Annotated in this window: 11 protein-coding genes and 1 pseudogene; 8 read left to right on the forward strand and 4 right to left on the reverse strand. The window is 71.4% G+C overall.

Annotated elements, in window-relative coordinates; all coding sequences use genetic code 11:
- Nucleotides 1-98: 98 nt before the first annotated feature.
- The gene (locus QT196_RS14405) at nucleotides 99-1,940 is read left to right on the forward strand and encodes a glycoside hydrolase family 3 protein (protein WP_266731131.1); all 1,842 of its coding nucleotides are present in this window, start codon (nucleotides 99-101) and stop codon (nucleotides 1,938-1,940) included.
- Nucleotides 1,941-2,047: 107 nt separating this feature from the next.
- On the opposite strand, the gene QT196_RS14410 is transcribed toward QT196_RS14405, so the two are convergent.
- The 3 genes from QT196_RS14410 to QT196_RS14420 all read right to left on the reverse strand — a co-directional run bounded on the left by QT196_RS14410 (nucleotide 2,048) and on the right by QT196_RS14420 (nucleotide 10,676).
- Entirely contained in the window at nucleotides 2,048-3,466 is a 1,419-nt protein-coding gene (locus tag QT196_RS14410; RefSeq protein WP_168479202.1) for a S28 family serine protease, read from the reverse strand.
- A gap of 176 nt (nucleotides 3,467-3,642) precedes the next feature.
- A complete protein-coding gene (locus tag QT196_RS14415) occupies nucleotides 3,643-7,572 on the reverse strand; it encodes an ABC transporter ATP-binding protein (RefSeq protein ID WP_290355024.1) in 3,930 nt (1,309 codons plus the stop codon).
- Between the two features lie 191 nt (nucleotides 7,573-7,763).
- Nucleotides 7,764-10,676 carry a discoidin domain-containing protein gene (locus QT196_RS14420; protein WP_290355025.1) on the reverse strand — a complete coding sequence of 971 codons (2,913 nt, stop codon included), beginning with the start codon at nucleotides 10,674-10,676 and terminating at the stop codon, nucleotides 7,764-7,766.
- Between the two features lie 221 nt (nucleotides 10,677-10,897).
- On the opposite strand from QT196_RS14420, the gene QT196_RS14425 reads away from it, so the two are divergent.
- From QT196_RS14425 to QT196_RS14435, 3 genes are read left to right on the forward strand one after another with little or no spacing between them, the layout of a single operon-like run.
- Nucleotides 10,898-11,704, forward strand: a complete 807-nt coding sequence (locus QT196_RS14425) for an ATP-binding cassette domain-containing protein (protein WP_290355026.1) — start codon at nucleotides 10,898-10,900, stop codon at nucleotides 11,702-11,704.
- The gene (locus QT196_RS14430) at nucleotides 11,676-13,754 is read left to right on the forward strand and encodes a YhgE/Pip domain-containing protein (RefSeq protein WP_168479204.1); all 2,079 of its coding nucleotides are present in this window, start codon (nucleotides 11,676-11,678) and stop codon (nucleotides 13,752-13,754) included. Before QT196_RS14425 ends, QT196_RS14430 begins: the two co-directional genes overlap by 29 nt.
- Complete coding sequence (locus QT196_RS14435; protein ID WP_266731140.1) at nucleotides 13,751-14,431, forward strand: TetR/AcrR family transcriptional regulator; 681 nt, start codon at nucleotides 13,751-13,753, stop codon at nucleotides 14,429-14,431. The genes QT196_RS14430 and QT196_RS14435 overlap by 4 nt, the downstream gene beginning before the upstream one ends.
- A 25-nt stretch (nucleotides 14,432-14,456) precedes the next feature.
- On the opposite strand, the pseudogene QT196_RS14440 reads toward QT196_RS14435, so the two are convergent.
- Nucleotides 14,457-14,736, reverse strand: a pseudogene (locus QT196_RS14440) (thiamine pyrophosphate-dependent enzyme); the annotation flags it as partial.
- A gap of 312 nt (nucleotides 14,737-15,048) precedes the next feature.
- Here QT196_RS14440 and QT196_RS14445 point away from each other — a divergent pair.
- The 4 genes from QT196_RS14445 (at nucleotide 15,049) to QT196_RS14460 (ending at nucleotide 25,809) form a co-directional block, all read left to right on the forward strand.
- Nucleotides 15,049-15,432: a hypothetical protein gene (locus QT196_RS14445; protein ID WP_168479205.1), complete on the forward strand. Its 384-nt coding sequence runs from the start codon at nucleotides 15,049-15,051 to the stop codon at nucleotides 15,430-15,432.
- A 69-nt stretch (nucleotides 15,433-15,501) separates the two neighbouring features.
- Nucleotides 15,502-21,057, forward strand: coding sequence for a toxin glutamine deamidase domain-containing protein (locus QT196_RS14450; protein ID WP_290355027.1), 5,556 nt, complete (start codon nucleotides 15,502-15,504; stop codon nucleotides 21,055-21,057).
- 13 nt (nucleotides 21,058-21,070) lie between these two features.
- Nucleotides 21,071-23,353, forward strand: a complete 2,283-nt coding sequence (locus QT196_RS14455; RefSeq protein ID WP_168479206.1) for an SUKH-4 family immunity protein — start codon at nucleotides 21,071-21,073, stop codon at nucleotides 23,351-23,353.
- Between the two features lie 314 nt (nucleotides 23,354-23,667).
- Nucleotides 23,668-25,809 carry an SUKH-4 family immunity protein gene (locus tag QT196_RS14460; RefSeq protein WP_290355028.1) on the forward strand — a complete coding sequence of 714 codons (2,142 nt, stop codon included), beginning with the start codon at nucleotides 23,668-23,670 and terminating at the stop codon, nucleotides 25,807-25,809.
- The last annotated feature ends 56 nt before the right edge of the window (nucleotides 25,810-25,865 follow it).

The following is a 25,865-nucleotide window of genomic DNA, read 5'->3' on the forward strand; positions in this document are numbered from 1 at the left end:
GCGGATCGCGTCATTGACCGACAATAGTTTTCCGGCTATCCGTGTCTCCTTGGAAGTTTCCTTCAATGAGTCGAGGAAGCCCTCCGGAAGGAGCGCAGATGCACTCCAGACGTACCGTCCTGACCACCGCGGCCGCCGCGGCCGCCGCTGCCGCGGGCGCGGGTGCCGCCCCCGCGCACGGCACGGCGCCCGCCGTCGGACAGCAGCCCGCCGACCCCGCCCCGGCCGCCGCCACCCGGGCCCGGCTGCGCCGCCTCATCTCCCGTATGACTCCGGAGGAAAAGGTCGGCCAGCTCTTCGTCATGCGGGTCTACGGGCACTCCGCCACCGACCCCGACCCGGCCGATGCCGCCGCGAACCAGAAGGAGATCGGCGTCGCCAACGCCGCCGAGCTGATCGCCAAGTACCACGTCGGCGGCATCATCTACTTCGGCTGGGCGCACAACACCCGTGAGCCGCACCAGATCGCCGATCTCTCCAACGGCATCCAGAAGGCCGCCGCCGCGCAGCGCGTCCCCGTGCCGGTGCTGATCTCCACCGACCAGGAGCACGGCATAGTGGCCCGCGTCGGTGCGCCCGCGACGCTCTTCCCCGGGGCGATGGCGCTCGGCGCGGGCGGCTCCCGCGACGATGCCCGTACGGCGGCCCGGATCGCCGGCGAGGAGCTGTTCGCCATGGGCATCCGGCAGGACTACGCGCCGGACGCCGATGTCAATGTCAACCCCGCCAACCCGGTCATCGGGGTGCGCTCCTTCGGCGCGGACCCGCAGGCCGTGGCCCGTATGGTCGCCGCCGAGGTGAAGGGCTATCAGGGCGCCGGGATCGCCTCGTGCGCCAAGCACTTCCCCGGGCACGGCGACACCGACACCGACAGCCATGTCGGGCTGCCGTACATCCACCACAGTGCCGAGGAGTGGGAGCGGCTGGACGCACCGCCGTTCAAGGCCGCGATCGCCGCCGGTATCGATTCGATCATGACGGCGCATATCGTCGTGCCCGCCTTCGACCCGAGCGAGGACCCGGCCACCCTCTCCCGCCCGATCCTCACCGGCATCCTGCGCGAACGGCTCGGCTACGACGGTGTGGTGGTGACCGACTCCCTCGGCATGGAGGGCGTACGGGTGAAGTACGGCGACGCCCGGGTGCCGGTGCTGGCCCTGAAGGCCGGGGTCGACCAGCTGCTGAACCCGCCGGACCTGGCCGTCGCGCACGGTGCCGTCCTGGCCGCGCTGAAGGAGGGCGAGCTGCAAGAGCGGGATCTCGACGCGAAGCTGCTGCGCATTCTGCTGCTCAAGGAGCGGCGCGGGCTCTTCAAGGACCCGTACACCACCCACCGGGCCGTGGACCGGGTGGTCGGCACCCGCGCGCACCTCGCCACCGCCGACCGGATCGCGGACCGCACCACCACGCTGCTGCGCAACGACACCGGCATCCTGCCGCTGTCCCGGCGCCGGGAGGGCCGGGTGCTGGTGGCGGGCGTCGACGTCGCCGCGCCCTCCGGGACCGGCGGTCCGCCCACCACGGTGCTGGCGCGGGCCCTGACCGAGCTGGGCTTCACGGCCACCGCCCTGTCCACGGGCCAGACGCCGACCCAGCAGCGGATCGACGAGGCGGTGGCGGCGCTCCGTGAGCGGGACGCGGTGGTGGTGGCCACCTATAACGTGACCGCGGCCTCGGGCCAGCGGAAGCTGGTGGAGGCGCTCCTCGCGACGGGTAAGCCGGTGGTGCAGCTGGCGGTCCGCAACCCGTATGACATCGCCCAGTTGACCGGGGTCACGGCGGCCCTGGCGAGCTATTCCTGGACGGATGTGGAGCTGCGGGCGGCGGCCCGGGTGATCGCCGGGCAGCGGAATCCGGCGGGCCGGCTGCCCGTCCCGATAATGCGCGCCGACGCCCCGACCCGGGCGCTCTACCAGATGGGCCACGGGCTGACGTACTGAGCCGACCCGGACACGGCGCGCTCCCCCGGTCCCTCGGGGAGCGCGCCGTTCGGTCGGTCACCGCACCGCGGCCGCGGGGCGCGGCGGCCCCGCGGCGGGTGGCGGACTCAGGGCCGCAGCAGCGGCATCCGCCGGATCTCCTGCTTGTCCAGCTTCTTGTTGTCCGGGGCCAGCGGGGTGGGCTTGCCGGCCGGGGCCTGGACGCCGGCCCAGTCGAGAAGCTCGGCGGTGGCCTTGGTGCGGTCGGCCTCCTTCAGCTTCGCGATGTTCGAGCCGTGGTTGCCGCCGGGCACGGTGAAGACGTAGGAGTCCCGGGCGCCCTTGCCGACCTCGAAGTGCTCCGAACTCCACGGGTCGTACTCACCGTTGACGAACATCATCCGCTGTGCGTGGTGGCGCACCCAGCGGTCGACGTCGGGCATCGCGCGCCGGTCGAAGCGCATCGGGATGTCCTTCGGCACGAACGACCGGGAGTTGTTGATGCCGGGGTACTTCAGCAGGCCGGACAGCTGCGGGTAGCCGTAGCCGGGCTCTCCGAGCTGGGTGCCCGCCTGGTAGTAGTACGGCGTGTACGGCTCCATGCCCTGGTCGGTGTAGCTGGAGAAGCCGCCGACGTTGTCCATCCACTTCCACAGGTCGTCGGTGGAGACGGTCGGCTTGGGCACCTCGGCGCAGGCGGTCTCGGCCGGCTGGTACTGCCAGAACCCGAACACCAGGTCCGTGACCATGACTTCATAGGCCCGGTCCGCGTTGCCGACCTTGGTGAAGGTCTGCTTCTCCTTGTCGGCCCACTTCTGGAAGCGCTTGACCATCTCCCCGCGGCGCACCAGGGCCTCGCGCTCGATGGCGGTGAGGGCGGTGCGGCACTGCGCGGTCCCGACGGTGCGGAAGAACCGGTCGTACGCCGAGTCCTCGTCGTTGCGTACGTCGTTGGGCGCGACATAGGCGACGGTGCCGTTCATGTCGTGCGGGAAGAAGCGGCGGTAGTACGTGGCGGTCATGCCGCCCTTGCTGCCGCCGGTGTCGATCCAGTTCTTGGCGTAGATACGGTGCAGCGCCCGGAAGATGCGGTGCTGGTCGTTGGCCGCCTGCCGGATGTCCAGCTTCTTCCAGTCGGTGGGCGTGGGCCGCGACGGGGTGAAGTACCGGTATTCCATCGAGACTTGGTTGCCGTCGATGATCTTGGTGGGTTCGCTGCGGGACGGCGTGGTGTTCACGTTGTACCCGGAGGTGAAGAACACCGTCGGCCGGTCCACCGACTTGTGCAGCAGGGTCAGCCGCTGCTGGAAGGTCCCCTTCGAGGGGTGCCGGTGGTCAACCGGCTGGGTGTAATTCAAAACGAAGTAGCGGTAGCCGTCGACCGGCTTTTCCTCGATGAGGCTCATCCCCGGAATCGCCAGGATCCGGTCCTTGATGTCCTCGGTCCGCGGCCCGGCGGCGGTAGCCGCCCCGGCCGGCGTGCTGCCGGCTCCCGCCGTGCCTATGAGCACCGCGAGCGACAGCAGCCATCTGGTGGCCTTGCGCATGCACCCTCCCCTTGGGATAGCAAAGGTCGGGCTGAACCTATCGGCGCGGCGGGGGTGCCACCAGCCCTTGGCGCCGTTCGGTGGATCAGCCGTTCGCGCACGGCCGCCGCGGCGCCGTGGTGGAACGGCCGCGGACGGGGCCGGGGGCCGCCCCGGAGCGGCCCCCGAACGGCCCCTCAGGCCGCCAGTTCCTCCTCCTCGCCGGTGAAGGTGCGCCACAGCTCCGCGTAGCGGCCGTCGTGGGCGAGGAGCTGGCCGTGGCTGCCGTCCTCGACTATCCGGCCCTGGTCGAGCAGCACCACCCGGTCCGCGCGGGCCGCGGTGGTCAGCCGGTGGGCGACCACGAGGGTCGTACGGCGCCCCACGAGCCGGTCGGTGGCCTGGTTGACGACCGCTTCGGTGGCCAGGTCCAGGGACGCGGTGGCCTCGTCGAGCAACAGCACGTCCGGGTCGACGAGTTCGGCGCGGGCCAGGGCCAGCAGCTGCCGCTGGCCGGCCGAGAGGTTGCGGCCGCGCTCGGCGACCTCGTGGAGGTAGCCGCCGTCGAGGGTGGCGATCATCGCGTGGGCGCCGACGGCCCGGGCGGCGGCCTCCACCTCGGCGTCGGTGGCGTCCGGGCGGCCGTAGGCGATGGCGTCGCGGACCGTGCCGGCGAAGAGGTAGGACTCCTGGGGGACCACGCCGAGGCGGCGGCGGTAGCCGGTCAGGTCCAGCTCGCGCAGATCGGTGCCGTCGACCCGGACAGCGCCCGAGGACGGGTCGTAGTACCGCGCGACCAACTTGACCAGCGTGGACTTACCGGCGCCGGTCTCACCGACGAAGGCGACCGTCTGGCCGGCCGGGATGGTCAGCGCGATACCGGCCAGCGCCGGCTCCTCACCGTCGCCGCCGTAGCGGAAGTGCACATCGTCGAAGGTGATGGCACCCCGCAGCGCGGGCACCGCCCGGGGCCGCTCGACGGCCGGGGTGGTGGTCGGCTCGCGCAGCAGCTCCTGGATCCGGCCGAGCGAGACGGACGCCTGCTGGTAGCCGTCGAAGACCTGGGAGAGCTGCTGGACCGGGGCGAAGAACAGGTCGATGTAGAGCAGGTAGGCGACCAGCGCCCCGGCGGTGAGGGTCTCGGAGCCGATCCGGCCGGCGCCGACGATCAGCACCAGCGCCGCCGCCACGGACGACAGCAGCTGCACGAAGGGGAAGTAGACGGATATCAGGAACTGGCCGCGGACCCGGGCCTGCCGGTAGGCGTCGCTGCGGGCGGCGAACCGCTCCGCGCCCTGCCCCTCGCGCCGGAACGCCTGCACGATCCGCAGTCCGGCCACGCTCTCCTGGAGGTCGCCGTTGACGACGCTGATCCGCTCGCGGGCGAGCTCGTACGCCTTCACGCTCTGCTTGCGGAAGAAGTACGTGCCGATGATCAGCGGCGGGAGGGTGGCGAAGACGAGCAGGGCCAGCTGGAGGTCGATGGCCAGCAGCGCGATGAAGATGCCGAAGAAGGTCAGCATCGAGACCAGGGCGGTGACCAGACCGGTCTGGAGGAACGTGGACAGGGCGTCCACGTCCGTGGTCATCCTGGTCATGATCTTGCCGGTCAGCTCCCGCTCGTAGTAGTCGAGCCCGAGGCGCTGGAGCTGCGCGAAGATCTTGAGACGGAGGGCGTAGAGGGTCCGCTCGCCGATGCGGCCGGTCATGCGGTTGCCGCCGATCTGCGCGGCCCACTGGGCCAGGACCACGACCAGGGCGATGGCGGCGGCCGTCCAGACACCGATCAGCGCGCCGCGGCGGACGCCCTCGTCGATGCCCTGCCGGATCAGCACCGGCAGCAGCAGCCCGGCGAGCGCGTCCACGGCGACCAGCGCCAGCGCGAAGGCCAGCGGTCCGCCGAAGCCGTCCAGCAGCCGGCGCAGGCCGTAGGAGCGCTCGGGGCGGACGGCCCGGTCCTCGTCGACGTCCGGGGTGTCCGTGGCGGGCGGCAGCGCGGCGACCTGGGCGAGCAGCTCCGGTGTCGCGGGCAGTCCGGCCATCGCGGCGCCGATGCCGGGCCCCGCGGCGGCGGCCGCGCGGGCCGCCATTCCGGCGCCGCCCGCCTCGGCCTCCTGCTCCCGGCGGACCCACAGTTCGGGGGTGATGGTGCCGTCCGCCCCGGCCCGGCCCGCCGCGCCGTCCCGTACCCCGTCGCGCCCGTCGGCGTCCGCCGCCGGGTCCGGCTGTCCGTCGGCGGCGAACTCGCCGTCGAAGGCGCCGGCCAGCTCACCGGCCGGGTCCCGCTCGACGCCGCCCAGCTCCTCCGGGTCGGTCAGCAGCCTGCGGTAGAGGGGACAGCGTTCCGCCAGCTCCTCCTGGGTGCCGAGGTCGGCCAGCCGCCCGCCGTCGAGGACGGCGATCCGGTCGGCGAGCGCCAGGGTGGAGGCGCGGTGCGCGATAAGCAAAGTGGTCCGGCCCGCCATGACGCCGCGCAGCGCCTCATGGATCTCGTGCTCGACCCGGGCGTCGACCGCCGAGGTCGCATCGTCCAGGACCAGCAGCCGGGGGTCGGTGAGGATGGCGCGGGCCAGCGCGACGCGCTGGCGCTGGCCGCCGGACAGGGTCAGCCCCTGCTCGCCGACCTTGGTGTCATAGCCCTCGGGGAGCTCGGATATGAAGCCGTCGGCCTGGGCGGCGCGGGCCGCGGCGCGCACCTGCTCATCGGTGGCGTCCGGATGGCCGTAGGCGATGTTGTCGCGTACGGAGTCGGAGAACAGGAAGCTGCTCTCGGGGACCAGACCGATGGCGGCCCGCAGCGACTCCAGGGTCAGCTCGCGCACATCGTGGCCGCCGACCAGGACCCGGCCGGCGGAGACGTCGTAGAAGCGCGGCAGCAGCAGCGAGACGGTGGACTTGCCGCTGCCGGACGTGCCGACCACGGCGACGGTCTCTCCCGCCTCGATGCGCAGCGAGAAGTCATCGAGGACCGGGCGGACGGGACGGGCGGCGGCCGGGGCATCCGGAGCGTCCGGGGCGGGGCCGGTGCCCTCGCCCCTGTTGGCGTCCCCGTCCGCGCCCCCGTGCAGCGGCGCGTACCCGAACGTCACCCGGTCGAAGACGACGGTGGCCGGGGCGTCGGCGGGCAGCTCATGGGCGTCCGGCCGCTCGGCGAGCGTGGGCTCGGTGTCGATCAGCTCGTAGACCCGCTCCACACCGGCCCGGGCCTGCTGGCCGACGGTCAGCATCATCGCCAGCATCCGGACCGGCCCGACCAGCTGCGCCAGGTAGGTGGAGAAGGCGACGAAGGTGCCGAGGGTGATCTGTCCCTGGGTGGCCATCCAGCCGCCGAGGGCCAGCATCGCGACCTGGCCGAGCGCGGGGACGGCCTGGAGGGCAGGGGTGTAGCGCGCGTTGAGGCGGACCGTGCGCAGCCGTCCGGCGAACAGCCGGCGGCTGACCTCGCGCAGCTTCCCGGTCTCCTGCTCCTCCTGCCCGAAGCCCTTGACGACCCGCACCCCGGCGACCGCGCCGTCCACGACACCGGCCACCGCGGCCGCCTGTCCCTGGGCGTACCAGGTGGCGGGGAAGAGGCGGGCGCGGCTCCGCTTGGCGATGAACCACAGGGCGGGGGCGACGGCCAGCGCGACGACGGTGAGCAGCGGCGACAGCACCGCCATCACGGCCAGCGAGACCGCGAACAGCAGGACGTTCCCGATCATCATCGGGAGCATGAACAGCAGGCTCTGGATCAGCTGGAGGTCGCTGGTGGCGCGGCCGACCACCTGGCCGGTGCTCAGCTCGTCCTGCCGCCGCCCGTCGAGCCGGGCGATCGAGCCGAACATCCGGGTCCGCAGATCGTGCTGGAGGTCCAGGGCGAGCCGGCCGCCGTAGAAGCGGCGGATGTAGGTGAGGACGTAGACGACGAGCGCGGCCACGACCATGAGGGCGGCCCAGGGGCCGAGGGGGCGGGAGTGCCGGACGATGACATCGTCGATGATCAGCTTCGGTACGAGCGGGACCAGGGCCAGCACGGCCATCCCGGCGAGCGAGGAGCCGAGGGCCAGCAGCACGTCTTTCCGGTACTGCCAGCAGTCGCGGGCCAGCCGCCGCGCCCAGCCCGCTCGTTCCGTGTCCGTCCCCGCCACCCGGTGCCTCCCACCCATCGACACTTTTTTTCGAACTGTTCGAGGGCGCCAACACCGCGTGGCGCGGATTTCATCCCGCTGCCGCGAACTTCTGTGCGCGCCCGGCCCCCGGCACGGCGGACGGCCCCGTTCCGGATGGTCCGGAACGGGGCCGTCGCCCGGCGGGGCCGTTACTCAGGTGGCGCGGCGGGCTACTTCCCGCGCTCCCCCGTCGTGTCCGGCACCCGCTCCACCGTCAGCTCCGAGATCCCCGGATGCGGCTTGGGCTTGCCGTCGGCCGACGGGCTCCGGTCACCGTGCACCGTGACGCGTACGTACCGGGCCGGGCTGCGGCCCGCGTATCCGGTCCCCGTCCAGTGCTTGCCGTCCCGGGAGACCTGGACGTTGTAGGACGTGGGCCGGGTCCCGTTCCAGTGCGGGGTGATCTGGCCGACGCGGGTGGTCCGGCCGAGATCGACGGTGAGGGTGCCGGTCGCGGCGTCGGGCACCCAGGCCGTGGTGGCGTTGCCGTCCACCGCGGCGCCCGCGTAGAGACCGGGCTCCTCCGAGGTCGCGGCGGCCGAGGTGCACCGGGCCGCGTTCGAAGTTGCCGCCAGGTCCGGGCGGCGGGTCTTGAGGACGGCGGGCACACCCCGGCTGACGATCTTCTCGCCCTCCGGCGACTCGATCCGCATCGGCGCACCGGCGGTCAGCCGCACCGTGGTCTGGTGCGCGCCGATCCCGATGTCGTACGTCCGGCCCTGCCAGTGCAGTCCGCGCAGCGTGACGCCGTCGGAGAGCTGCGGCGGCAGCATCGGGTCGAGCCGCACCCGGTCCTCGCGCAGCCGCAGCCCCGTCAGCCCGTGGGTGAAGGTCTGGAGGAAGCCGCCCTTGCCGGTGAGGAAGTCCTGGGCGGGCTTTCCGGCGTGCGGGTCGGAGGCACCGGCCTTCTCACCGCGCGCCTCGGAGAACTGCTGGAACGGCCCGCGGACGAACGGCTTGATGGACCGCAGCAGATAGGTGTACGTGGCGCAGCCGGGCTCGCCGATACCGGCCGCGTCGATGGCGTGCACCGAGTCGGTCATGGCCGGACCGTCCGGGTCGGTGTGCCCGGCGTAGAAGTCCAGCGTGCGGGCCGCCTGGGTCTGCGACATCGGCCATTCCAGCGGGTACATCAGCAGCACGGTGTCGGCCTGCTTGATGGTCGTGCCCTTGTACCCGGCGTACTGCTCGAAGATCTTCTTCTTGCTGTCGTACGGGATGCGCAGCTTGTCGGCGAGGGTCTTCCAGGAGGCCGGTGCCTTCTCGCCGAGGATCGCGGCGACCCGGCCCGCGTGCCGCAGCGCGGTGGCGGCCCCGGCGTTGGTGAACACCGCGTCGTTGACGCCGTTGCTGTACTCGTCGGGACCGGCGACGTTCTTGACGGAGTAACTGCCGTCGGTGTTACGGGTGGCCCGGGACGCCCAGAATTCGGCGATGCCCTTGAGGACCGGCCAGCCGCGGGACCGCAGCCAGGCGGTGTCCTTGGTGGCGAGGTAGTACTGCCAGGTGGCCAGGGAGATATCGCCCATCAGGTGGTTCTGGGTCCTGCAGTGCGGCGGGTCCCAGCTGTGGCACTCGGTCCACAGATCGCCCTTGCTGCCGCTGGTCCAGGAGTAGAACAGCCCCTTGTAGCCGAGCTTGCGGGCGTTGGCGGCGGCCCCGGCCCGCGTCTTGTAGCGGTAGTCGACGACCGACCTGGCGAGGGCGGGGTGGGCGGCGAGCAGGCCCGGGTACATCCAGGTCTCGGCGTCCCAGAAGATCTCGCCGGCGTAGTTGTCGCTGGTCAGACCGGTGGGGCCGATGCTGTTGCGGTTGCCCGCGCGGGTGTTGGCCAGCAGGCCGTACTGCGCCGAGCGGACCCAGGACTGGAGGTCCCGGCGGCCCTTGACCTCGATGTCGCTGCGCCACAGCCGCTGCCAGGCGGCGCTGTGCCGGGCGAACAGGGCGTCCCAGCCGCGGTCGGCGGCCCGGCGCGAGGCGGCGTCGGCGGCGGCGCGCGGGGTGCGGGAGGTGAGTGCGGTGTCCACGCCGACGTACTTGGTCAGCTCGTAGGAGCGGCCGCTCCGGACCGGGAAGGACACCTGCTGCCGGTTGCTCAGCTTGTCCTGCGCCGCCGGGCGGGGCGGGTTGGCGCGTACGCCCGGCCCGGTGCGCAGGGTGGAGGCCACCGCGCCCTCGGTCTTCGTCCCGTCGGTGCGGAACCCGACGTCCATGGTGCGGCCGTTGCCCGCGCCGCCGCCCACCTTGCCGCCGGTCTCCTTGCCCGCGGTCGCCTCGCCGCCCGTCTCCTTACCGCCGGTCTCCTTGCCGCCGGCTTCCTTGCCCCCGGTGGTGGCCCCGCCCTCCGACGGTGTCATCCGGCGGGCGCCGCGGCCGTCGAGGCCGTCGGTGACCGTGGCCGAGCCGCTCCAATGGGGCGTCATCCGCAGCCGTACGGCGCCGGTGTGGGCGTCGGTGCGGTCGGCCAGCACGTCGTAGACCAGGTCGGTGACGCGGCCGTCGGCGGCGGTCCAGGTCAGCGACGTACGGACGAATCCGCAGCGCAGGGAGAGCGTCTGACGGTAGTGCGAGATGCGACCGGGCGCGGTGGCGGAGGAGAAGGTGTCGGGGTGCGCGCCGCCGGTGGCGACGTCGAGGGTGGTCCAGGTGGGGATCGCGGCGATGGCCTGCCGGCCCTTGAGGTCCTTGGGTCCCTTGGCGTACAGCCCGGAGACGAACGAGCCGTCGTATTCGGGGGTCTTGAGCGGCCAGCCGGTCGTTCCGCCGGGGGCCGCGTAGCCGGTGCCGTTGGGCGGCACCCGCTGTCCGAGGTAGCCGTTGCCCACAAAGGCGTGGTGACTGTCCTTCGGGTCGATCCTGGTGGCGGTGGCGGTCCAGCCGTCGGCCTTCATACAGGGCCCCTGCGCGGAACCGGCCGGTTCCGGCACCGGGGTGGGCGCCGCGGCGGAGGCCGAGACGGGTGCGAGGACCGCGATCAGCGCGGTGGCGAGCAGGGGGGCGACCAGTTTTCGGGAGCGCGGCGCCACGGGGCGGGGGGACCGCTGCGGCGGCCGTTCCACGGGGTGCTGTGCCGAAGGGTGCATGGTTCTCCGTCGTCTGTGCGCGGTCCGCACCGCTCCCGCGATACGGACCCACCATGGACATCATCAGGCCCCCGCCTGCCCTGCACCCTAGGGCGGCTGCGCCGTTCGGGTCACGGGATCGACGCGGTCCGGTTCGGCCCGGGCCCTCCGATTGGTCAACAAGACCCTCCATAGGGCAGACTTTTAGACTGACCAGTCAGATCAAAAGGGGAGGGGTGTCGGTGAACACCACCCGCCAGGGGGCGGCGGTCCACGCCGGCGGAATCGGAGTGGAGGGCCCACGGGGATGGGCCTTCCGAGCGGTCGACATCGCCGCGGAACCGGGCACGCTGATCGCGGTCCAGGGCCCCTCCGGCTCCGGCCGCACCTGTCTGCTGCTGGCCCTCACCGGCCGGATGCGGATCACGGAAGGGGAGGCGACGGTCGCCGGGCTCGCGCTGCCCAAGCGGATGGGGTCGGTGCGCAGCCGTACCGCGCTCGCCCATGTGCCGGGCGTCGCCGACCTCGAACCGGCCCTCACAGTCGGCGAACACCTCAAGGAGCGGGCCCTGCTGGGCCCCCGTATCCAGGGCTCGCCGCTCGCTTCGCTCCCCTGGGGCAAGCGCCACAAGGAGGCCACCCGGGCCCGGGTCGACGCCGCTCTCGCGGCCGCCCGGCTCGACCCCGAGAGCCTCCCCAAGGGTCTGCGCACGACCGTGCGCGATCTGGAGCGGATCGAGGCGCTGCGGCTCTCCGTCGCGCTCGGGCTGATGCACGGCCCGCAGCTGCTGGCCGTCGACGACGTGGACCTCAAGCTCGCCGACGCCGAGCGCACCGAGGCCTGGCAGCTGCTGCGGGACCTCACCCGCGAGGGCCTCACCGTCGTGGCCGCCGGGGACGGCGCACCGGAGGACGCACTGATCGTCCGCACGGCGCGCACGGACACCGAGGCCGCCAAGGCCGACCCCACCCCCACCCCCGTCCAGGACGACGCCGACACCACCGAGGAGGAGGCAGCGGATGCGTTCGCCGAAGCTGGCCGCGCTTGAGCTCAGGCGGTTCAGCCGGGGCAAGCTGCCCCGGCTGGGCCTGGTGGCCCTGACGCTGATCCCCCTGCTCTACGGAGCCCTGTACCTCTGCTCGTTCTGGGACCCGTACAGCCGCCTGGACAAGATCCCGGTGGCCCTCGTCAACGACGACCGCGGCGCCACCACCGGTGGCAAAGAGATCCACGTGGGCGACGAGCTGTCCGAGAACCTCAAGGACAGCAAGAAGTTCCACTGGGAGGACGTCAGCGCCGCCGACGCCGCCAAGGGCGTCGAGAACGGCACGTACTACCTCTCGCTGACCGTCCCCAAGGACTTCAGCAAGCGGATCGCCTCCAGCTCCGGGAAGACCCCGCAGACCGGCGCGCTCAAGGTCCGGACGAACGACGCCAACAACTACGTCGTCGGCTCGATCTCCAAGACGGTGTTCTCCGAGGTCCGTGCCAAGACCTCGGCCGCCTCGTCGCGGACCATGCTCGACAAGATCTTCATCTCGTTCTCCGATCTGCACGACAAGACAGCGGATGCGGCGGACGGCGCCGGGAAGCTCGATGACGGCCTCGGCACCGCCAAGGACAAGACCGGCCAGCTCGCCGACGGCCTCGGCAAGCTGGACAAGGGCGCGGACCGGATCAGCAAGGGCGCGGCGGAGGCCGCCACGAAGGCCAGGCAGCTGAGCCTGGGCGCCCGCAAGGTCTCGGACGGCACCCAGCAGCTCGCCGACAAGGTCCACGGCATCGCCCGGAAGGACCTCCCCTACCTCAGGGAGCACGGCCGGGAGATCGGGCAGCGGGCCCAGGTCGTCGCCGACCTCACCCAGAAGCTCGACGAGGACCTCGGCAAGCTGCCGGGGGACTCCGCCAAGGCCGCCCGGCAGGCACGGGAGAACGCCGACAACGCCGCGGAGCTCTACCAGGACCGCTGCAACGGCCTCGTCGACACCGACCCCGACTGCCCCAAGCTGAAGGCGATCGCGGACGGCAGCGCCCTCGCCGCCGACGCGGCGGAGAAGGTCAACGACACCGTCGCCCACACGGACTTCGGCCAGCTGCGCACCAAGGTGCGGGAGCTGCACCACGGCGCCGCGATGGTCGCCGATGAGGCACCGGGCATCGCGAACCGGGCGGACAAGGCGATCGGCCAGATCAACCAGCTCAACGCGGGTGCCCACCAGGTCTCCCAGGGCGCCGGGCTGTTCGCCGACGGTATCGGCACGCTCGCCGACGGCGCCGGCAAGCTCCATGACGGCCTGGGTGTCGCCAAGGACGGTGCCGACAAGCTCACCGGCGGTCTGTTCAAGCTCAAGGACGGCAGCAACCAGCTGTCCGACGGCCTGCACAGCGGCGTCTCCAAGATCCCGGACTACAACAAGAAGGACCGCGACACCCGCACCGAGGTGATGGCCGACCCGGTCGAGCTGGCCGCCAAGTCGCTGCACAAGGCGCCCAACTACGGCACCGGCCTGGCGCCGTACTTCATCCCGCTCTCCCTCTGGGTCGGCGCGATGGTCGCCTTCATGCTGCTCCAGCCGCTGGGCAAGCGCGCCTTGGCCGCGGGCGCCCCGGGCTGGCGGATCGCCCTCGGCTCCTGGCTGCCGGCCTACGCGATCGGCGTCGTCCAGGTGCTCGCACTGATGGCCGTGCTCCACTGGGGCCTCGGCCTGGAGATGGCCCGCACGGCCGGCACCGTCGGCTTCCTGCTGCTGGCCACGGCCTGCTTCACCGCCATCATCCAGCTGCTGGGCGCGTTCTTCGGCCCGGCCGGCCGGGTGCTGACCCTGGTCGTCCTGATGCTCCAGCTGACCTCGGCGGGCGGCACCTACCCGGTGCAGACCAGCCCCGGGTTCTTCGCCGCCATCCACCCCTTCCTGCCGATGAGTTACGTGGTCGACGGCCTGCGCCGGCTGATCACCGGCGGCGACCTCGCCATCGTGCAGCAGGGCTGCGCGGTCCTGGCGGTCTTCACCGTCGGCGCGCTGGCGCTCACCGCCCTCGCGGCGCGCAGCCGGCAGGTCGTCCGGATGAAGGACCTGCATCCGGAGCTCAGCCTGTGAACGTGCTCCCGGTCTCCCGGGGCGGTGCCGGCGACGGCACCGCCCCGGGGGCCGCCCCCGGCCCCCGGCGCAGCTCCACGCGCCGCCGGCTCTTCGACGCCGCCGTCACCCTCATCGCGGAACAGGGCTTCTCCGCCACCACCGTCGACGAGATCGCCGACCGCGCCGGCGTCGCCAAGGGCACCGTCTACTACAACTTCGCCAGCAAGAACGTCCTCTACGAGGAGCTGCTGCGGGACGGCATCGACCTGCTCGCCGACTCCCTGCGCCGGGCCGCCGACGCCACGGCGGCCCGCGGCGGCACCCGGGTCGACGCCCTGGACGCGATGATCCGGGCCGGTCTGGACTTCATCGCCTGCTCCCCCGCCCTGATCCAGCTCTACGTCGCCGAACTCTGGCGCACCAACCGCACCTGGCGCGACACCCTCACGTCCGTACGCGGCCGGGCCCAGGCCGTCGTCGAGGACGTCCTCCGGGACGCCGTTCGGAACGGGGAACTCTCCGACGAGCTGGACATCCCCCTCACCGCCTCCGCCCTCCTCGGCATGGTCCTGGTGGCCGCCCTGGACTGGCAGTCCTTCCAGCCGGACCGCTCGGTCGAGGACGTCCACGCGGCGCTGTCCCGGCTGCTCCAGGGCCGGGTGGGGGCAGGCCGGAACCCCTCCGAGGGACCGTAGTTACGCGGCCCGCCCACCAGGAGCCTCAGGCGTCCAGGTGGGTGGGCGCGAACATCCGCAGCCGGGCCGGGAGGACGACGACCGACGGCCCGGGGGCCGCCAGCGCCGCCGCCAGGTCCGTACGCAGCCGCTCCGGGCTCGTCCGGACCGCGGGCACGCCGAACGATCCGGCCAGGGCCACGAAGTCCGGCCGGGCGAGTTCGGTGGCGGTGGCCGCGCCGAACGCGTCGGTCTTCACTCACCGCCGCCCCCTGGAGCGCGGCCAGCGTCATCAGCGCACCGGGCCCGGTGGAGACCAGCAGCAGCGCGACTCGACCGGGACGCCTCACGGACCTGACGCCCTGCGGACCGGATGCCTCGCGGGCCTGACGCCTCCCGGCCTGATGTCCCCCCGGCTCCCGCACGAGCGGGTTCGTTCCGCCGGGCCCGTACGGCCAAACCGGGCGCATGCCGCACCTCCTGACGTACCACCCATCCAGGCCCACCCGGCGATACGTGCCCCCTCCATCAGTGACACCCTTGTGACAGCACACTCCTTGAGGCAGTACGGGCATACCCCACTAGACTCGTTGAATGTTGTGCGGTCACGACGACGCTTCCAGGGAACGGGGGACGCCATGGCAGGAGATGGGCTACAGGCCGACATTCCGTCACTGAAGTCCGGCGGCAAGGACTTCACCAGCGTCGGCCGGCGCTATCAGAGCGCGGTGACGAAGCTGAAGAGCGCGCTGACCGGCCTGGAGGGCAAGGACACTCCGCCGTGGGGCGATGACGAGATCGGCGAGAAGTTCGGCGTGGTCTACGAGGGCCTGCGCGACGGCATGTACGAGTCCATGGGACATCTGGCCGCCAAGCTCCAGGAGATCGGCGGCGCCCTGAACACCATGGGCGAGAACCACCAGGCCGACGAGGACTTCAACGACTCCCTGATGAAGCAGCACATCGCCAACGCCGAGGCGGAGGGCCAGCAGATCGTCGCCCTCAAGTCGCCCCACGTCTGACGCTTCATCTCCTCATCCGCGTCGCCACTTTCGTGATCAAGCTTTACCGCTTCCCGGGGGATTGCCGCCATGTCGCTCATGCTTCCTGACTGGCTCGAGTGGGTACTTGAGATGCTCGGCTACGACTGGCCGACGGGCGACGAGGACAAGATGAACGACTCCGCCACCCAGTGGCGGGAGTTCGCGAAAGCGGTCGAGCAGCTGCAGTCCGAGGGCATCACCGCGGCGGGCAATGTGCTGTCGGCCAACTCCGGCGACAGCATCGACGGCTTCAGCAAGACCTGGGAGAAGTACTCCGGCAACGGCTCCGGATACCTCGACGACGCCCGTAGCGCCGCCGAACTCATCGCGTTCGCGATGGACGCCGGCTCCGGGGTCATCATCGGGATGAAAGTCGCGGTGATCGCCCAGTTGGCGATCCTCGCGGCAGAGATCATCGCGGCTCAAGCGGCCGCGCCCTTCACCTTCGGCCTGTCCGAAATCGGCGCGGCCGCGGCCACCCAGGCCACCCGGCTGATCGTGCGCCGCATCCTGAAGGAAGCGCGTGAGGCGCTGGTCGAGGCGATCGTCGAGACGGTCAAGGAGCCGGCCGTCTCGGCGCTGGAGGCGATGGTCTCCGACGCCATCGCGCAGGGCATGAACATGCACTTCGGGGCGCAGAACGGCTTCGACGTCGGCCGCAGCGCCAAGACCGGCGCCGAGGCGGGCGTGGAGGCGCTCAAGAACTCCGGCCAGACCTTCGCCGAGTCCCTGCGCGACGGTGCGGGCAGCCGAGCGGGCCACCACGCCCGCAACGGCCTGGAACACGCCGCCGGACGGGGCGGGAGCGAGGACGGCGGCGAGGACAGCGGCGGGAACGACGGGGGCGGCAGCGAGTCCACGGGTTCCGGCAGCGGTTCCGGCAACGGCAACAGCAGCAACAGCAGTGGTGACGGCGGAGGATCCGGCAGCGGGTCGGGGTCCGGGAGTGATTCCGGAAGCGGCTCGGGGTCCGGGTCGGACGGGAACGGGTCCGGGTCGGGGTCCGGGTCGGGGTCGGGAAGTGACTCCGGTACCGGCAGTGGGTCCGGTTCCGACGGCGGCGGGACCGGCACGGACAGTGGGTCGGGGTCCGGGTCCGGGTCCGGGTCCGGGTCCGGGGCGAACGGGAACGGGTCGGGCAACGGCTCCGACTCCGGCGGCCCTTCGCACTCCCCCCGCCCGGGCGACACATCCACGAGCAACGGTTCCGACAGCGGCCCCGCCACCACCTCCGACAGCGGCACCCCGGGCCCGGACGGCAACCGCGCCACCCCCGAGTCCCAGCCCCTGCCACCCCCGGACCAGCGCACCGCCTTCGACGAGGGCTACACGGGCGGCAACCACCACAACCCGTACGGGAACTCCCCCACCCCGGACGCGGGGCCCACCCCCGACTCGGGCACCACTCCCGACTCGGGCGGCCCCACCCCGGACACCTCCCGCCCGGACCCGGACACGGACTCGGCGAGCACCCACCCCACCCCGGACAACACCCCGGACAACACGTCGGACAACACCCCTGACGGCGCGCGCCCGGACGCCATCAGCACCCAGCCGACTCCCGACAACACCCCGGACGCGGCACGCCCGCACGCGGACTCCGCCGACACCCAGCCGACACCTGGCCTCTCCGTCCACCCGGACGCCGGCCCGACCCCCGACTCGGGGTCGGCCCCGTCCCCCGGCCCGTCCCCATCGCCGGACTCCGGCCCGTCCCCGGACCAGGGCTCGTCGCCCCAGTCCAACTCGCCTTCGCCGGACGGCCCTTCCCACCCCGACGCGGCACAGTCGCCGCAGCAGTCCCCGCAGCAGTCGCCGCCGTCCCCCGACCCGGTATCCGGGAATCCGCCCGGCGACGGCGCCGCATCCCACGGCGACAACAGCAGCAACGGCTCCTCCAACGGCGACAACTCCCAGAGCGGCACCGGCGGCGGACGGCCCTCCACACCCCACGTGGGCGTGCCCTCCCAGGGCGCTCCGGTACAGCACTCCGGCTCGTCCGGCCCGCCCGTCGGGCAGCGGGACCCGGCCCCCGGCGACCCGATGCCGCACGTCCGCGAGGACGACGACACCACGGTCACCACGCAGTCCGCCGACACGCTGACCGCTCCCGCGCCGACCGCGCACACGACGGACACCGGCACGCCGTCCACGCCCCAGCAGTCCCCCCAGAACACCCCGCAGACCTCCGGCCCGGTGATGGGCATGCCCACCGCCGTGCCCTCCCAGGGCGGCCCGGCCACCCCCAACTCAGGTGCCCCACACGGCGGCACGCCCTCCAACGGGAACACCCCCGGGCCCACCAACCGCCGCCCCGACGGCTCCCAGGCGATCCGCGACGTCACCCAGCAGCGCCGCCCCGAGCCCCCGCCGTACAACCCGCGCCTCGACGGCCCGCGCCCCAACACCACCGCCCCGGGCCCGAACCGCCGCGCCGACGGCTCCCAGATCATCCACGACGCCACCCAACAGCGCCGCCCCGAACCACCCCCCTACAACCCACGCCTCGACGGCCCCCGCCCGGACCAGAACCAGCAGCCCCCACACGACCAGCAGTCCGGCCGCCCGCCCCAAAACCAGAACCAGAACCAGGCACCCCAGCAGAACCAGCAGGGGCCGCGCCCGGAGCAGGCGCGTCCGGACCAGCAGAGCCCGCGCACGGACCAGAACCAGCCGCACCCGGACCAGACGCAGCCCGTGCGGCCGGACCAGCAACACCCCCAGAACCAGCGTCCGGACACCCCTCGACCCGACGCCACCCGCCCGGACACGCCGCGGCCCGACGCCACCCGACCCGACGCGTCGCGCCCGGACCAGTCACGTCCGCGCCCGGACGCCACCCGCCCGGACGACCCGCGCAACCCCCAGAACGGGCGCCCGGACCCCCGGCAGCAGCGCCCCGACCAGGCCCCGCCGCGTCCGGACACCCCCCGGCCCGACGCCACCCGTCCGGACACCCCGCGTCCCGACAGCACCCAGCGTCCTCCGCAGCAGCAACCGCACGACCCGAACCAGCAGCGTCCGCAGCAACAGCAGTCGACGCAGCAGCAGCCGCCTCGTCCGGACCCGCGCCAGCCGCAGCCGGATCGCCCGGACCCGCGCCAGCAGCCGACGCTCCAGAGCCACCAGCCTCAGTCGCAGCCGCCGAGTCAGCAGCACCCTCAGCAGCAACAGCAACAGAACCCGCAGCACCAGAACCAGCCTCAAAACCAACAGCAGCAGCCGCACCAGCAGCCGCAGCACCAAGGCCCGACGCAGCACCACAACCAGAACCAGCAGCCCCAGCAGCCGGCGCACCAGCACCAACAGCAACAGCAACAGCCCGCGACGCCCAGCAACCCCCCGCGGCCGAGCCACAGCGACGTCCGGGCAAGCCTCAACCACCAGCCCAGCGGCCTGTATTCACCGTTCCCGCACGACCAGCAGGCGCTGGAGAACCAGTTCCCGCGCAATCCGGACGGCAGCCCGCAGCGTCATGCGGACCCCTTCCAGCCCTGGTCCCAGCTCCAGAACGACGGCGGCCCGAACGTCCCCGGCCGCTCCAACAACTGCGCCGACTGCACCCGCTCGTTCATGGAGTCCTGGTACGGCAACCCGCAGGTCTCGGCACCCCGTACCTACGACAATGACGGCCACGGCGGCCTGGACCGGGTCAGCGGTGAGCGCGACGGCACCAACAACATCCAGAACTGGGCCGGCACCAACTTCCGCCACTCCGGCCAGAACGCCCAGGACAGCTACCAGCACATCGCCGACGAACTCCGTCAGTCCGGCCACGGCTCAGCGGCCGCCGTCCTCGTCACCTGGCCCAAGAACCCCGACGGCTCCGGCGGCGGCGCCCACGTCTTCAACGCCGTCAACCACAACGGCCGGGTCGTCTGGGTCGACAGCCAGACCGGCGAGATCAGCCAACAGCCCATCCACACCCACGCCGACGGCGTCTGGCACCTGACCCTGGACGCCGACCGCAAGCCCTTCGACCCCGCGACCGCCCAGCAGCAGGGCCAGGGACAGAACCAGGGCCAGGGCCAGGGCCAGGGGCAAGGTCACGGCCAGGGGCAAGGTCACGGCCAGGGGCAAGGTCAGGGTCAGGGCCAGAATCCCCAGCCCAACGGCCCCCACGGCACCGGTCACCACACCCCGGTAAACCCCTCAGGTACCGACAACAACCTGCCGCCATCCGACCCTTCGGGCACCAAGCACCCCGCCGAGGACGACAATTCCGGCCCCGAAGCGAAGAAATCGAAGACCGAAAATTCCATCCCGGAGCACGCATCGACGGAGGACCACCCCTCCGATACTCCGTCCGCCCATGATTCCGCTCAGAACCAGCCGACCGAAGCAGAGGCGGCGCAGGATCAGGAATGGGCCGACGCCGACGATGACAACGACGGCAACAACAACGACTCCGCTTCCCCTCCCCGTGGTTCAGCGCCGTACAACGAGAGGCAGGACGCAGACCACGAGCATTACGGAATTCCGCCGGACGAGGCACAGCAGCACCTGCGTATCCGTAATAATGTGCATCAGATCGACATGGAGCGGGTCTATGGCTTCATGGAAGATCTGGCCAACAACCGAAACAGTGAACTGCGGTCGGTGATCCAGGGGAGCGAGGCGGGAACCACCTTCAGCAAGAAGGATCTCGAGAACCGGATCACCGGCTTCCGTGACCTCAACCGCAGCGAGCAGGCTGCCGTGGTCGGTGTCATTGCGCGGCTGAGCATCGATTTCCATATGCAGCAGGGCGTTGCCGCGAGCCCGCACCGTCGCGAAGGAAACTACCCGCCCTACAAGTGGCGGGAAATCGACCACGACCAGAACGAGCCCGACCAGCCCCAGCACGACGAGAACGAGCAGGATGGGGAGCACAAGCCCCAACAGCCTCAGATCGAGCGGGAAGCACTGCGGGAACGGGATGTGCTGCGTCAGCAAAACTGGGACGGGGTGGAGAGTCGCACCGACTCCCGTGCCGCCGATATACGCCAGAAGGCGAAGACTCCCTTTGCCGACGTGGAGCCCTCGGGACCGTCCAGCGGTGCGCCCGCGAGGCGTACGCGCCGTTACCTGGACGATGCCTACGGCGAGACCATGGCGCACCAGATTGCGGAGAACACGCGCGATATGCGGCCGGACTTCTCCGGGCGGAACTACGCGGTGATCGAGGTGACCGATCCACACACCAACGAAACGCACTACGTGGTGGACAGCTCATTCAGTCACGCAGGCCCCCGCCCCGATCATTCGGAGCCACACCTCGGCGGCTGGATGGAACGCATCAATGAGGACCGCCGGCTACAGGGAAAGGAGCCTTACAACATCGACCACATGTACACCGAGCGCGAGCCCTGCGGCCACCCGAAGCATTCAAAGGGCCACGCGGACTGTTCGGGTTATATCACGCACTACATGCCCGAGACCATGCCCATCGGATATGGCATCGGCTATCGGAAGGGCGAGGCGAACAGTCCGTTCAGCGATCCCCGACCGGGAGTGAATTCACCACAGCAGGCGATGAATGCGGACGCCCAGCACCATCTGAACCGGGTTGCCGATATCCTCAAAGCATATTCGCTGCCGACGCCCACCCCGCCCCAGCCATGATGTGATGTCTGCCATGAGCAACCCAGCACCCGAGCCGCAAGCGGTGTCCCCGGACGTTGCCGTGCGCAGAAGCCTGTTGTGGATCGACAAACCGCGCGAGCGCACGGCTTGGCTGTGGATCGGCGGAGAGCCCGGCACGGGGAAAACCGAGTTGCTGCGCACGGTGGCCGGGCGCGCGGCGGACAGTGTGTTCGTGGACTGCGCCGGACGTCCCGTGGAAGAAATCGCACAAGAGCTGGCTGAGCGCTGCGGCGCCGCTCAGCCGCAGCGCTACGACACCGGATTCGCGGACGCGGTCCGTCATATCTCGCGGAGTTTCGTGGTGCTGCTGGCGAATACGCAGTGGGCGGGACGGCTGCGCACGACGGTCGAACCGCAACGTGTCGTGGGGCAGTTGGTCGATCTGCTACGGCGCTATACGAAGCCGGGCGTGGCGCTCCGGTTGCTGGTTGAGGTCGAGGATGCACCGGCGGCGGTCGCCTCGTACGCCGGACGTCATCTCACCCTCGCCCGTACGGCGGACACCGGCCCCGCCCCGGAGCGCCCGGCCTCCGGAGCAGCCCGCGCCCTCGCTCTGGCCGAGGCACGGGATGTTCCACTGCCCGTGTGGTCCCTGCTGTGCTCGGCGACCGGAGATCCGCATACGGAGCAGCAGCTACGGGAGCTGACCGCAGCCGACGCCCCCACCGGCTCTTCCTGGTACGAGACCCATCAGGACGATCTCGGCACCTCAGTCGTCTCCCTTCGGCACGAGCCAATGGCCGCCGAATACCGCCGCTCCCTGCCGGCAGACGAAGCCCGCGAGATGCACCACCGCATCTATGACGTGCTCAGCGCCGCAACCGAAGACCACGACAGCGTGCGGAATTACGCGCGCACCGCGCTGCCCGGTCACGCGGCCGCCGCCGGCCTCTTCGATGACCTGCTCGGCGATCTGCGCCTGCTGGCACAGGTGGACCACCGAACGCTCTTCGAGGCATTCGAGTCGGTGTATTTTCAGCGCCCCGTTCCAATGAACAGCCGTTCCTTCCGGCTGCGTTACCTGACCGAGCGGGGCGTGGTGTCCTCCTCCCCGGGCGAATGGCTGGCACTCCTTCACCACTCCCTGATGATGGAAAAAGCCGAACAGAACGAGGGAAGCGACAGAAGTGAAGGAGATGAAGAGGGCGAAGTAAACGCCGCACCAGCTGAAGACGAAGGCCGGGGCGGCCGCGGTCATCAGGCCGGCCCCGCTGCCGCATCACAGCTTTGGGCAGCAGCCCCCCGCATACGGGCCCCCTGGCGCACGCTCTGGGCAGACGGGACCGCGCCCGGCACCCTGACAACCTGGCACCTCGTACGTCGCCCCCATGTACGCCGGCTTCAGGTGGCCGAGACGCCCGCCGGGGAGATCGCCGCCGCCTGGGGCCCGCAGGGCAACCTCCAGGTCTGGAGCATGGGGCGGGGCGAACGACTGCCGGCATCCCCGGAGACGGACCGTAGCGCGGCGGGACAGATCCTGGCGGACCAGGGGTTGTCGGGCTGGCGACCAGCCGGCGAGGCGGAAGGAGCGGTGGACATCCCTCGTATGCCACGCTTCGTACGCCGCGCGGCGCGCCGCGGAAACCGTGCGGTGATGGCGTCCGAGGACAGTGTCTTCGTGATTGACATCGACCCGGAGGAATCCACGCAACAGGCTCCGGGCGTGCTCAAGAACATGATCCGTACGACGACGAAGCCCGGCTCCGCCCCCTTCCCACCGGAAGCGTTGCGGCCGACCCCGGCCTGGTACGCCTCGGTGTGGCCGGCCGGCACCTTCCGGCGCGTACCCGCCACCGCCGTCCCCCACGGCATCACTCACACGGAGACACGGACATTCCTGACGGAGACGGGACTGCCGTTCCTGCGGGGCGAGTTCCTCGAACTGTCAGTCCTGGACCTGTCCACGGAACCCCTGGAAGAAGCCGACTGGGCGGACATGGATTCCCCCGCGTCACCACACCGAACAGCTGACGTGGCCCATGGTCCCTACTACCGCCTCGGTGAATGGCAAGGGGCGCGGCTGCTCCTGGAGGGCGGCAGCGGGAGGGTCCTGCAAGACGGCGCCTCGGGGCTCACCGACGCACTGGCCGCCACCAGCCTGCGGAACTTCGTCCTCATGGTGCGTCTCTACTACTGGTGGTTCGCCTCGGACTGGTCGGTGGACGACCTGGAGCCGGCCCTCCAGGAGTGGCTGTCCACCACCGACGCCGAGGCGTTCGCATCGGACTGCTGGCAGCGCGTCTTCGGCGACGCCGACTTCTCTGACCGCGTCTAAGGGGTATCCCTTCGAAGACACCATGTGGGACCTGGCTTCGTACGACGGATGGTTCATCGAGCAGCCCCCGGCCGCCTCGTCTTCAGCCCCGGAAGACGCCCGGCCCGCCACGATCCTCCGTGGCGGCCGGCCTCGTCGAGCCAAGAGGAGCCGCAAGGGTCCATTTGCTGCCCAGGAATCGGAGAGTTCAGCACGTGCAGTACGCCGAGGCACTTCAGACAGTCGCCGGGTGGCTTGAGGAGCCACGCCGGAAGGGCCTCGTACTGCAAGTGGCGGGGCAGCCAGGAGCCGGGAAAACGCGGCTCCTGGCCGACGTGCAGCAGCGCTTTCCGGCGGCCGTCACCATCGATTGCCGCGGCCGGACCGCCGACGAAGTGGCCACCGCCGCGCTCGACGGTCTCGGGCTGGACGTTACTGCCGCACGAGGCCGCGATCCGCTCATCGACACCCTCGCCCGGCACCGCGGGGAGTCGATCGTCCTGCTGGCGAATGCCCAATGGGCCGGCCCGCTGTTCAGTTCCGACGAGCCCTTCCGCGTGGGCGTCGTACTGGCCGGAAAACTCGGCGTACAGAGCGGCGGCTGCGTACGCGTGGTGGCCGAAGCCGACGCGGACCGCGAAAGGGTGGCCGTCACCCGCGGCAATGACGTCCTCCTGGAGTCGGAGACGACGCCCGGAGAGCCGGTCGATCGCCTGCTCACCGCGCATCCCGCCCTGCGGGCCCTCGCCGCCGCGGAGACCCGTCAAGTGCCCCTCCCTGTATGGGCATTGCTCGCCCAAGCGCTGGGCGTCTCCGCAACCGTCCCCGAGCTGTCGGCGCTTTCCGATGCGCTCCCCGGCGAACTGCTCGAAAGCCACACCGCGGACGACTCCCGAGAGACGCTGGTGGGCTTTCGCGCCGACGGAATCAAGCACCTCATCCGTGCCGCCCACCCCCCGACCGCGGACCGGCAACGCGCCCTCACCGAGGAATTGCTCGGCCGCCTCACCGACAGCGCCGCACCCGACCCGGTCCATGCCTACGCCGCGCAGACCGTGGCCCTGCACGCCGCCTTGTCCGGCACCGAATTGCCCGGCCTGCTCGCCCACGCACCGGCCCTCGCCCGTTCCACCCGCTACGCACTCCTGCAAGCGCTGGCCCGCCAGTGGAAGCACGGCGTCCCCCAGGGCGGAGTCGCCTCGGACATCCACTACCTCGAAGCCGAGGGAATCGCGCCCCCGGCACAGGGCGAATGGGTCTCCTGGCTGCACTGGGCCGCGCTCAACCGTGGCGACACGGCAGCGGCGGAAGGGCTGGCCACCGCCGGAATCGCCCTGCCCTGGCGAACGGCCTGGTCGCGCCGGCGCCCGTACGCCGCGTTCGGCCCGCTCCCCGGTGAGGCCGGCAACGTCGACTACCTGGAATCCGGCACGCACGGCGGCGCCACAGCCGTGGCCGGCCAACGCGTGCTCCCGGCATTCCACGACGGCGCATACGTCACCCCGGACGGCGACGAACGAGTCCTCGAACGCGTCTGGAGTGCGGCCGACGGTACCGAACTCGGCACGCCGGCCGTGGTCGACCTGTTCTTCGACGACGAGGGCGAGGTCGAAAGCGTCGAGGGCCGCGGCGAGTTCCGGGTCCGGGCGGAGGAGGAGCTGGTGGACGCCGCCGATACCCACGCGACCTTCCGCCTCCCCGGCAGCGTGCTCTGCCATCGCCGCATGGATACCCGCCGATGGGCACTGGGCGGACGCGGCGGCCTGTTCGCCATCGACGACCTGCGACCGGCCTCGACACCGGACGAGAACACCGGTCCGGCGCGCTGGAAGCCCCCCTTCGTCGCCCCGCACACGACATCCGCCCTCTGGAACATCCCGGCCGAACTCGCCGCTCCCCACGGCCCCTCCCCCGCCGCCCTCGCCGAGGCCTTCGGCCCGAGCGCCTGCCGTACCCTCGCCGCCGACGCCCTGCCGACCGGCCTCGACGACACCACACGCCGCTATCTCACCGACATCGGCCTGCCCGCCCTGTACGGCCGGCTCTACTTCGCGACACTGGCGGCGATCGACGAAACGGGCCTGTCCCCCGCCGACTGGCCGGCCGAGGCCGCGATCCCCCCGAACGGCAATGGCCCCTTCTTCCTCATCGGGACCTGGGTCGGCTCCGGCGCCTACCTGGACGGCGCCACCGGCCGGGTCATCCAGGACGGCCTCTCCGGCGGATCCGCTGAACCGGTCATCGCCGGCAGCCTCCGCCAGTACGTCTCCCTGCTGTGGCTCTGCCGGGCTACCCAACTCAGCGCCTTCCCCACCGCCGCCGAGGAACGTGACGCGCAGCGCAGCGCACGGAAGTGGGCTGCCCACGTCGACCCGATCGTCGATGACAGCGCCACCTGGAAGGCGATCCTCTCCGGCTCCCTGGAATCCGACCTGATCGCCGCCGGCTGGGAGCTGCCCGGCCTGAAGCCCGCCTGAACCGCACCCGGGCCGCTCGTTCCGCGTGACGGAACTGCCCTGGTCTCCCGCGGTTC

The sequence above is a fragment of the Streptomyces sp. P9-2B-2 genome (genome assembly GCF_030406865.1).
GTDB lineage: Bacteria > Actinomycetota > Actinomycetes > Streptomycetales > Streptomycetaceae > Streptomyces > Streptomyces platensis.